This is a genomic window from Paractinoplanes hotanensis (assembly GCF_023717965.1).
Classification (GTDB): Bacteria; Actinomycetota; Actinomycetes; order Mycobacteriales; family Micromonosporaceae; genus Actinoplanes; species Actinoplanes polyasparticus.
In genome coordinates this window covers 1-701 of the sequence record NZ_JAMQOL010000138.1, presented here as the reverse complement: position 1 = coordinate 701, position 701 = coordinate 1, and the positions used below count along the sequence as shown (strand labels likewise).

General features: G+C 66.5%; 1 protein-coding gene. It reads right to left on the bottom strand.

Features of this window, described 5'->3' with window-relative positions:
- The coding region (locus LXN57_RS47760) for an SPFH domain-containing protein (protein ID WP_251804972.1) at nt 1-701 on the bottom strand (701 nt) is incomplete at both ends.

Below are 701 nucleotides of genomic sequence, written 5' to 3'. Positions count from 1 at the left end.
CCCATGCCCTCGAGGGCCTTGGTCAGCTCGGTCGGAACGATCCACACCTTGTTGGCGGTGCCGTTCGCGATCTGCGGGAGGGCCTGCAGGTACTGGTAGGCCAGCACCTTCTGGGACGGGTTGGCCGTGTGGATCGCGTCGAAAACCGTACGGATCGCCTTGGCCTGGCCCTCGGCCTGCAAGATACGAGCCTGCCGGTCACCGTCGGCGCGCAGCACCTGCGACTGCTTCTCACCCTCGGCGGTGAGGATCGCCGCCTGCTTGTGGCCCTCGGCGTTGAGGATCGTGGCGCGTCGTTCCCGCTCGGCGCGCATCTGCTTCTCCATCGAGTCGCGGATGCTGGGCGGGGGCTCGATCGCCTTGATCTCGACCCGGGTGACCTTGATGCCCCAGCGGCCGGTGGTCTCGTCGAGCACCGTCGAGAGGTGGCGGTTGATCTCTTCACGGCTGGTCAGGGCGCGCTCGAGGTCGAGCGAGCCGATGACGTTACGCAGCGTGGTGACGGTCAGCTGCTCGATGGCCTGCAGGAAGTTCGAGATCTCGTAGGTGGCCCGCACCGGGTCGACGACCTTGAAGTAGAGCACCGTGTCGATCGACACGACCAGGTTGTCGGAGGTGATCACCGGCTGGGGCGGGAACGAGACGACCTGCTCGCGCATGTCGACCTTGCTGCGCACCGAGTCGACGAACGGCACCAGCAG